This is a genomic window from Clostridioides sp. ZZV15-6597, assembly GCF_020657815.1.
Taxonomy (GTDB): Bacteria; Bacillota; Clostridia; order Peptostreptococcales; family Peptostreptococcaceae; genus Clostridioides.
In genome coordinates this window covers 1-10,917 of record NZ_JAGWCT010000123.1, presented here as the reverse complement: position 1 = coordinate 10,917, position 10,917 = coordinate 1, and the positions used below count along the sequence as shown (strand labels likewise).

Genomic DNA, 10,917 nt, shown 5'->3' with positions numbered 1-10,917 from the left:
CTATTAACTATAAAATATCTTTGAAAATTATCTTTATATTAATGTACCCAAAAACTTCGCCAATGTTATATAAATTTGTATTTCATCTGCTTTATTTAATCATAAATAGAATGGATAAACCACTCAAAATTATTTTAGCTGTTAAAGAAATAAATCATTTAAATAATTATCAGTTTTAAATTCTAAAAAATATATTACTAATTATTTGCGTTTTTTTTAACAAGTCGAGCTATAAAATAATTTTTACAATTCAAACTTTAAATTAATCAAAACTTTTAGGATGTATTCATAATAAAAAATTTTTGTATTTTTAGGTTTATTTTTTAACTATATTTACTTATTTTTTAATGTATTTTCTACATAAATTTTGAATAAAACATCAAAGCTTTAAATCTTACCATATATATAAGATAAATATAAAAGATATATTTTTATAAATAACAAAAGATATATTTTATTTATATAAAGCGTTAGATAAGTAAATTAATATAAAAAACATTTATATATTATATGAAATAAAAAATAAGCATAAGTAAAAAGAAGAGGAGGATGCTTTTTATGGTAAACAAAAAAATAATATCTATATTAATAGCTGCTTCAATAATAAGTTCAAATACGCCTATAAATGTTATAGCTGATGAACTGTTGAAAGGGTATAAAGATGAACTTATTAATAAATTAACACAAAGTAACAATGATGAAAAAAAGAACACAAGAAATGAAATCAAAAATGACAATGAGTTAAATATGGGTGGTTTTATAGATAATAATGGAGTTCTAAGTTTTCCAGATGCACAAGGTAAAATTAAAGAAGCAACTTATTTAAGTTTAAACTTTTATAGAAATACTTATAGTGATATAACAGTTACTTATACAATAAACTCTGAACAAAAAAGTTTAACTGAGAAAAACATAAAAATACTTGTAAATACTCAAGAAGATTTAGAAGAAGTACTAAAAAGCTTAAAAATAGATACTAAAGATAATAAAAAATTAAAATTTTCTGTAAGACTTGGAGGTTTAGTTCCTTATAAAAGTGTTGAAGGGAAACCTTCTCGTTTATATAAACCAGAACGAGCTTTCGATGGAGATATTAACACTTTTTATGGTGCAATAAATTCGAACGATAGTGCTTTTACTGTACTATTTGAAAACAAAACATATATAGAAAATATACTTATAAAAGCTAATAAAAATTTCACAATAGAAGGTTTGAAAAATAACACTTGGATACCAATAGGAGATAATACAACACATTCAGATGTAATTAAAGGTAAGCAAAAAATAGATGTAATAGCAGGTGAATATGATGGAATTGCTATTAAGCAAAAATACTCTGGCATAGATTCATGTACTATAAATGAGCTTGAGTTTAACAATGGAAGTGTGGAAGAAACAATAGACTATAATAGCTCAGAATACGAGTTAAATCTAGAAGAGACTATTTTAAATAATGATGGTAGTATTTCTTTTAAAGATGTTACTGCAAGAGGAAATAATTCTAGATTATTGATAAATTTTAAAGATAGTAATAGTAAAAATAAAATAACTTACATTAAAAACAATAATTTAACAGAGATAACTGGAGACACAACAATTGATACTTTAACCGAATCTGAGTTAAATGAAGTATTAAAAAGTTTAAAAATATATAATGGCAATAATTTAGAAAATAGTGTGAAACTAACATTATTACCAGATGATGTTAGTTTTAAAGAAGATGTCCCTAGTGAAGTTTTAGCAGAAGGTAGTGCATATGATACTGTACATACAGCAAAAAATGTATTTGCCAATAGTGAAAGCTTTTTTATAAGTAGTACAAACAACTCATTAACATTAAAAAATACAAAAAACATTTACTTAAGTGGAATCGCCTTTCTAAATGGTAATTCTGTAGTAAACATTATGGGTCTTAAAAATGGTAAGTGGATAAATATTGGCACACATAATACTAATGAATTAGAAATGGTAGATGTAATATCAGGTTACTACGATGAAATAAAATTTACTAGTAATTCTACTCTTGATATGCGAAATTTGTATCTAAGATATAGTGATATTAATAAAGATATTAAACTTGACATAATTAAAAATGACAATGAGTTAAACATGGGGAAATATGAAATAACAAATAATAAAATTACTTTTCCTAACGCAAATGGAAATATATTTACAAGTTGCAAATTAAGCTTCAAATTTAATAACTTAGATAAACAAAATACGTCTATAAAATATAATTTAAATGGAAAAGAAATAGTAAATAGTAATCAAAATCTAGATATATATATAAATACACAAGAAGAATTAGAAGAAGTCTTAAAAAGCTTAGAAATTACTTTTAGCAAATTAAATGGATGTTCATTAGAGATAAGTTTATTGGAAAATAAAAAATCTTTTTGGGGAGTTCCAGATAGTGCAGTTGCGACTGGGAACTCATATGGACTAAATACACCACAAATGGCTTTTGCTGGCAGTGGAAGTTCTTGGAACTCTGGTGGGTATAATGATTCAATTCGTATATTAGGAATAGATGATGTTCAGTTATCTGCTATGAAATTTTATTCTACAAATAATTTACGTGTAAGGGCTAAAACATTTGAAGATAAATGGACTACTATTGCTGATACTACTAGTAATACAACTATGCAACAAGTAGACTTAACAGAAGGCTATTATAAGGAGTTAAAGTTATATTCTTATGGTTCAGCTTGGTCACACATTGCAAATCTCGAATTTTTAATTACTGAAGAAAAAATAGGTACTACAAAAATAGATATAGACGAATCTAGATTAGATATAAATGAATATATTAGCGATGGTCATGGAAATATAACTTTTCCTAATGCAACTGGTAATATAGGTAATGAATCTACATTAGATATAGAGTTCATAGAAGGTTATAATAAAGATTTGTATACATCATATACTTTAAATAATGTTGATAAAAATTTAAAAGAAAGTAAAATATCTATACCAATATCTAATAATGAAGAACTAAAAGCTGTATTGAATAGTTTGAAAATAAATCATAACAATACATCTAATTTAAAAGTATCTTTTTCTCTTAATCTAAAAAATGATGAAAAGATAAAAAGTGATATAGAGATAATAGCTGATGACAAATTAGATATGGGAGAAATGGAATATTCAGATGGAGAAATAACCTTTAAAAATTCAATTGGAAGAGTTCAGGATAAAGCTGATTTTAGTATTTCATCAAAAACAGATATAGGTATTGAATATACTTTAAATGGCAATAAAGCAACAAAAAAAGGAAAAGAAATAACAATTGAAAATTTAACTCAATATACTTTAGAGGAATTTTTGAAGAGTTTTACTATAAATTACAATGAATATGAAGGTTGTGAATTTTCTATTACTCTATTAGGTAAGCCAATTGCAATAACAAAAAATTATAACATACCTCAAGCTCAAGGTAATCTAGAATTGATTTTAGGAGAATATGAGAATGATGGAAATGGAAATGTAATATTCCCAGATGCAAAAGGTTCATTATATAGAGCAGGTAGTCTAAACCTAAGCTTTGATAAAGGTTTCAGTAATGATATAGAGATAAAATATAAATTGAATGATACTGAATATACTAAAAAGCAAAATAATTTATCTATACAGGTTTCTAATCAGGGTGAGTTAGATGAAGTACTAAAGACATTAAAAATTAGATGTGATAGTAATCTAGAATATAATTTAAATGTTACCTTATCAGAAAATGAATACATTCCAATTAGAACAACATCTGATAAACCAGAAGCCCTAAATGGAAAAGGTTGGTATTGTGGAAATAGTGGAAGTACTGCTACAATAACATTTAATTCTCCTTTGAGAGTTGGTGCTGTAAGCCTAACAAAAACTAGTGGCGTAGACAATAAATTTAATATTAAGGGGCTGAAAAATGGTATATGGAAAGATGTTGGAAGCTTTATACCATCAGGGTACGACCCTTTATCTACTAGAGAAATTGATATACAAAGAGATTATTATGATAAAATTTCAATAACTTATTCAGTTGCAAATGGATGGGGAAGCGCAAATGTAAGAAAAATCGGTTTTCTAGATAAGGTTTCTAGCAATATTAAAATTAAACCTGATGTAAAATTAAAAGTTTCTTTAGCAGATAACTTAGAAAAAGCAAATTTAAAGTGGAGTAGTGATTTAGAAGCATATGCATACAACATTTATGTTAAGAAAAAAGATGATAAAAATTGGACTTTATCTAAGAGTGTTACAGCAGATGTTAATGAAACAGATGATTATGAAATAACCGATTCAAAAGCACCAAATATTCCTGATTTTGAAGTTCATAAAGAGGGTTTAAAAAAGGGAATACAGTTAAAAACAGAAGACTTTGGAACTGAATACTCTTATTACGTTAATGCAATAGATGAAAATGGTGACAGAATAGGAACATCTAATATAGAAAAGATATTTGTTCAAAGCGATTTTAAAGAATTTTCTTATGAAGTAAGTGACAGCTCTGCTCCAAGCTCTTTAAATACAAATAGTACAAATGGATTTATATCATTTAGAGAATTAGTTGATAAAAATTATTTGCATGTAGCTGCTATAGATAACTTTGGAAACATAAGTGAAGTTAAAACTATTCCAATCCTAAAATTATTTATAGATGAAGCTCCAATTTTAACTGTACCTGGTGACATATCATTGAAACAAAATAGTAATATTAATATTTTAGAAGGAGTAAATGCATCTGATGAAATAGATGGAGATTTAACTAGTAAAATTACTACAGAAATAACAGGTCCTGCTGGAACTATAGTGGAGAATATTAATACAGAAATTCTAGGTAAATGGACTATAAAATATAGTGTTGAAGATTCCAAAAAACAAATTACAGAGTATCTAAGAACAATTAATATTATAAAAGATATACCATTTAAACTTGATGCAGGAGAAATCCTGGTAACAAGCACTTTTGTTAAATTTCCTAATGCTAAGATTATTACTAATGACTCTTCAAAAGAAATAGATAGTATAAAGATATATTTTAGCGATGAATTTAATAGCTCTATGAAAACACACTATGAGTTAAACGGAGTGGAAAATATCACGACAGATAGAAGTTTAGATATACAAGGTAAGTTTACAATAAAAGAAGCTGAAGAGTTGATTAAGTCTGTAAAAATTGATACTGACAATAGCACAAAATTTAAGTTTAATATAGTTTTAGATAGCAACAATGCTGAAAAAATAATATATAACTACAAAAATAATCATTATTATAAATTGGTAGAGAATTCAGGTTTAACATTAGAAGAAGCTAAGCTGGCAGCTAAAAAACAAGAAATGTTAGGTCATCATGGTACTTTAGCTACAATAGATGAAGAGTATAAAAATATATTAACTAAAGATTCTGTGTGGACAAATGATTCAACTGAAAATAGCAATCCTAAAGGCTTTATAGTTGAATTTGGTGAAGAAAATGAAAAATTACCTTCTCCTGATACTGTTAACTTATTTGAGTATGAAAGTATAATAAATATTGAACCATTTCAAACTAAACAAGACATTACTTTAAATACAGAGATTATACAAAATCAGGTTTTTCTTAATTGGGATGATGTTAAAGATAAATATTTAGATTACTATATTGCATATCAAAAGAAAAAAGGAGAAAAGGAATTTAAACCGATTTCTTTAAATAAAGAGGAAAAAGTAAAATTAACTGAAAGCCAATTAGAGGTTCCTGATGCAAAAGATGTTGATGCACCAACAACTCCATTATATAAAGTATATGATTCTGGTATAAAACAGGGAATATCTTTTGATTCAACTGATATTAGTAGCGAATATGAATATTATATTGATGCTATATCTGAGTTTGGAGATATAACGAATACTTCAAATAAAAAGACTCTACAAATAAAGGCAGGGTTTGCTGGATATAGTTATGAGGTAAGTAATAACAATATTCCATCAGCTTCTTTAGGTAATAGTATTAATAGTAAAGATGGTTTTATAAGTGCTAAAGAATTAGCAAGTAACTCATATGTGCATATTATATCAGTAGACAAAGTTGGAAATAAAAGCAAGGTATTAACATTACCAATTCTAGGAATATTTACAGATTATGCTCCTATTTTGAATGTAGGTGGAAATACATCTATATCAAAAGGAAGTAAATTTAATATAATGGAAAATGTTAGTGCAATAGACGATTATGATGGTGATTTAACAAAAGATATTAATACAGTGATAAAGAATCCAAGTGGAGCTATAGTAGACAACATTGATACAAATACCTTAGGTAAATGGACTTTAGAATACTTTGTAGCAGATACTAAAGGTCAAGAGAGTAGAGCTACAAAATATATAACTATAAAAGAAAGTTTTGATTATCTAAGTATTGATTTGGGTGAACCAAATATAAAAAGGTTTTTAACTACTTTTCCAAATGCAAGAGTTACTAATAATAGCGAGGAGCTTATAAATGGAATTAAACTGTATATAAGTGAAGGATTTAATGATAGTATCGTTATTAAATACAATGATAAAGGTATAGAGAAGTCTGTAAAAGGACAACAAGTAATATTAACAGATAAATACACTACTAAAGAAATAGAAAATTTAATTAAGTCTGTAAAAATTGAACATGATAATAGCACAAGCTTTAAATTTAATGTAAGACTACAAAATAATAATGTTGATGATATAGTATATAATCCAGAAAATGGGAGCTATTATCAATTTGTAGAAGCGAAAAGAATTACATGGAAAAATGCAAAAAAAGAAGCAGAAAATATGGAGTATAAAGGTTTGAAAGGACATTTAGCTACTATTTCGTCACAAAATGATTTGGATATATTTAATAGTTTAACTTCAAAAACGGTTTGGTTAGATGGTACAGATGAGGTAGTAGAAGGAGAATGGAGGAATGTAAAAGGAGAGATATTTAAGTGGACAAACTGGGCTCCAGGTGAACCAAATAATTTTGATGTAGATGGTGAAGATTATTTAGTATCAATTAAAAATAGTAACGGATTGTGGAATGATACAAGTAATTCACCTAACCCAATTTGGACTGACATTGAAGGTTTTGTCGTTGAATTTGAAAATGAAAAAAATGAAAATGTTGGTGGTTCATATAAATATGAAGATAGTGTTTATGTAGAAAATATAGTTTCTAATAAAGACCTTGTAATAAGTGCAAATGCTAATGACAAAGAAAATTATATTGATTTATCTTGGAATAAATATAATGAAGCTTCTTATTATGTAATAGAAAGAAAAAAAATAGGTGATAGTAAATCTAAATATATAAAAGTTTCAGGTAACAAGTTGAAAGATTTAAGTGGACAAGATTTAGATGCCCCAAATATGTTTTTCTCTTTTGTATTAAATAAAGAGATGTCTGCTAAATTACAGTTTGACTGTGATGATTTGGAAAGTGAATATGAATACTCTGTTAAAGCATATGATTTAGATGATTATGAAATAGCTCATTCTAATATGGTGAGAACGTCAATAAAAACAGGTTTAAAAGGTTACAGTTACATTCTTGATAAAAATCCAAACACAGAAGTTTCAAGTGATGTAAATAATACTGATGGTAATTTTGAGTTTAAAGGTGTAAGTGAAGATGATTATCTACATATAGTAGCTATTGATAATGCGGATAATCGAACAAAAACAAAACACATAAAGCTTTCAGATGATTCTCATAATAATGCACCAAGTTTAACTGTACCTGGCCTAAATCAAGTCATAGAAATAGGTGAAATATTTGATAAATTAAAAAATGTGTCAGCATATGATATGGAGGATGGAGATATAACATCAAAGATAACTGTACAAGGGAATATTAATAACCAAGTACAAGGAGTTTATGAATTAAAGTATAGTGTACAAGATTCAAAAGGGTTGAAAACTGAGGAAATAGTAAAAATACATGTTCCTGGTAATATAAAGCTCGACATAGAAGAATCACAAGATAAATTGTCGATATCTTGGGATAAAGTAGAAAATGCTGATAAGTATATAGTATATAGAACAGATGTTAATGGATTTGATTTTAAAGAAAAAGGTGTTTTTAATAATACAGAATTTATTGATACTGAAGCTAAAGATGTTAGTTCTCCAGTTATAACATACCTAAACGAAGTCTCTGAAGCTGAAGAAGTTAAAAACTCTAGACTTGCTTCTATTCCTGAAAAGACAACTAATACTGGCACAAAGTTAAAGTTAGTTGCAAGAGATTTATCTTCTACTTATAGATATTTTATAGAAGCTATCGACAAAAATGGAAATGTTATTAACTCATCTAAAGTTAGAAATGGCTCTGTGGAATCTGGATTAGCTGGATTTAATTATGTTGTTGATGGTAAAGAAGATACTGAAGCTGCTAACTTTGTAAATGCTAAAAAAGTAGAAGATATAGATATTTCGAGTAGCAAATTTAAGTTCTTACATGTTAGAGCAGTTGATAGAAATGGAAATGTAAGTAAAACATATCATCATTTAATAGGTGGTAAATATGATACTAACCATATACCAGTAATAAAAAATGTTTATACAGCTAGAGTAAAAGAGGGAAGTTACTTTGACTCACTTGATAATATTTCAGCATATGATACTGAAGATGGAGATTTGACAAGTAAAATAGAAGTTAGTGGAAATGTAGATACAAATATAAATGGAGAATATGAGTTAAATTATCATGTAGAAGATTCACAAGGTAATATAAGAGATGTAAAGAGAAAAGTAGTTGTTTATGGTGATATGGAAATCAAAGTAGAAGCAAATTTAGATGAAAATAACTTAGTTGTTAGCTGGGATGAAAATAAACTTGGAGATAAAGTATTTTATGAAGTAAGAAAACTTGATAAAAAATTAAATGTTTATAAAACAATTGGTTACACTGAAGATTTAAGCTTCGTTGATGAAAATGCAAAAGATGTGTTTGGTCCAGAAGTTAAAACTGTTCATGGAAGTGACATGGACACAAAAGAACTTGAAGATGAAATAACATTAGATATTAATCCAGCAGAAGTAGGCGACTCTGAAAAATACCAAGTTAGGACCAGACTTAAGGATAACAATTTAATAATAAGAGATATGACAACAGAAGAAGGTCATGAGTGGGGTACTGAAGGACATATAGTTGGCGATGTGAAAGCATATAAGTATAAGCTAAGTAATAAAAGAGAAGATACATTAAAAACAGGTATGTTAACTACATCATTATCTCCTAATCAAATTATTTTTGAACACAAAGGAAATAAATATATACATTTTATGCCAATAGATTCATTTGGAAATGAGGGAGATGTAATTCACTATCAAATAGGTAAAGTAGATTCTGAAGAAGAAATCTTAACCCCTCCTGTTATAAGTGCATATGGTGTACCTGTTCTAGATGAGATTGGCACAAGAATAATAAATGTTGGAGATAATTTTAACGTTTTAGATGGTATTACAGCAAAAGATTTTCGAGGGGAAGACTTAACAGAATATATAAAAGTTGAAGGGTATGTTAACAGATTTGAAGTAGGAGAATATGATTTAAAATATAGTGTTACAGATTTTAAAGGTCAAACATCTTCAAAGAATTGCAAAGTTATTGTTCAAGATTATAAGAGCTCTCTTCCTGAAAAACCTGATAAAGCTAACGGAAAACCAGAAGCCACACTATGGGATGAAGAATATATAACAGTTGGAGATGACTATGGTGATGATAGAATAAGACGTGGTGTAAAAGTAATAGACACCGAAGATGGAGATTTGACTGATAAAATAACTTATGAAACAGATTTGGATAACAATGTAGTTGGTTCTTACTTAATAACATATTCAGTAAGCGATACTGATGATAATAGAATTAGATTCTCTAGAATTGTACATGTTTTAGAAAAAGGAGAAGATATACCTGAAAACAATGAAGATATTGGAGATTGGGAAAATGCTCGTTGGCCTCAATTAGAGGTAAGAGATGTATATCTTTCTGTTGGAGATGATTTTAACATAAAAAGTGGATTATTATATGCTTATGATGAAGTTGATGGTTATCTAACTAATAAAGTAAAATCAAGTGGAACAGTAAACACAATAAAAGAAGGTGTTTACTCAGTAAGCTATAAGGTCACTAACAGCGATAATCGTACGTCAATACGTTCTGCTGCTGTTCTTGTTAGAGAGGGGGGATGGAATAATGATGATGGTCAATTACCTGACCCTGGACCTGATTGGGGAGACAACGACAATGACAATGAACATAATAATAACATCCCTGATAGACCTGAGCAACCTGAGCAACCTGATGAGGATAATAATGGTGATAAGCTCCCAGATATTGATGATAATGGCAATCAAGGAGGACAAAATGACTATTATATAGATAAAGATGGTAATAAAGTTTATCCTGATGGTAGCATTGTAACACCTGATGATATTGAGATTAAACCAAGTCCTGATGGAGAGAAACCAAGCATTGACGATGAAGGAAACATAATTGTTCCACCTGATTCAGAAATAATACTGCCTGATGGAACTGTAATTGTTCCTGAAGATGGGGCAATAATACATCCTGATGGAACTGTTGAATTAAAGGAAAAGACAGATAAAAATGAGGAAAATCATTATGATAATAAGCATAATAATTCTAACAATTCTAATGATATAACTAATCCATCTTCAAACAATAATCTTGATGATAGTTATAATGATTCTGAAGAAAACAAATTAGATAAAGCTTATTCTGAAGCTTCTCCGAAAACTGGTGATAAAGGTATAGTAGGCTTTACTATCATAGGAATACTATCTACTATTTGCTTATTTTTTAATAACAAAAGAAAAAAATAATTATAAAGGGGCTGTCGCACTAGAAAATAGTGCTACGCCCTTTTTTGTATAAAAAAAATAAATCCCAAGTTCAAAAGAGCC

1 protein-coding gene is annotated in these 10,917 nt (G+C 27.8%); it reads left to right on the top strand.

The window, feature by feature from the left end; genetic code table 11:
- The first annotated feature begins 558 nt into the window (after positions 1-558).
- Positions 559-10,836: an immunoglobulin-like domain-containing protein gene (locus tag KGF52_RS18445; RefSeq protein WP_227841190.1), complete on the top strand. Its 10,278-nt coding sequence runs from the start codon at positions 559-561 to the stop codon at positions 10,834-10,836.
- Positions 10,837-10,917: the final 81 nt, after the last annotated feature.

What these genes read in the sequence shown, in the direction of transcription:
- KGF52_RS18445 (WP_227841190.1), top strand. Translation starts at nt 559, where the DNA reads ATGGTAAACAAAAAAATAATATCTATATTAATAGCTGCTTCAATAATA.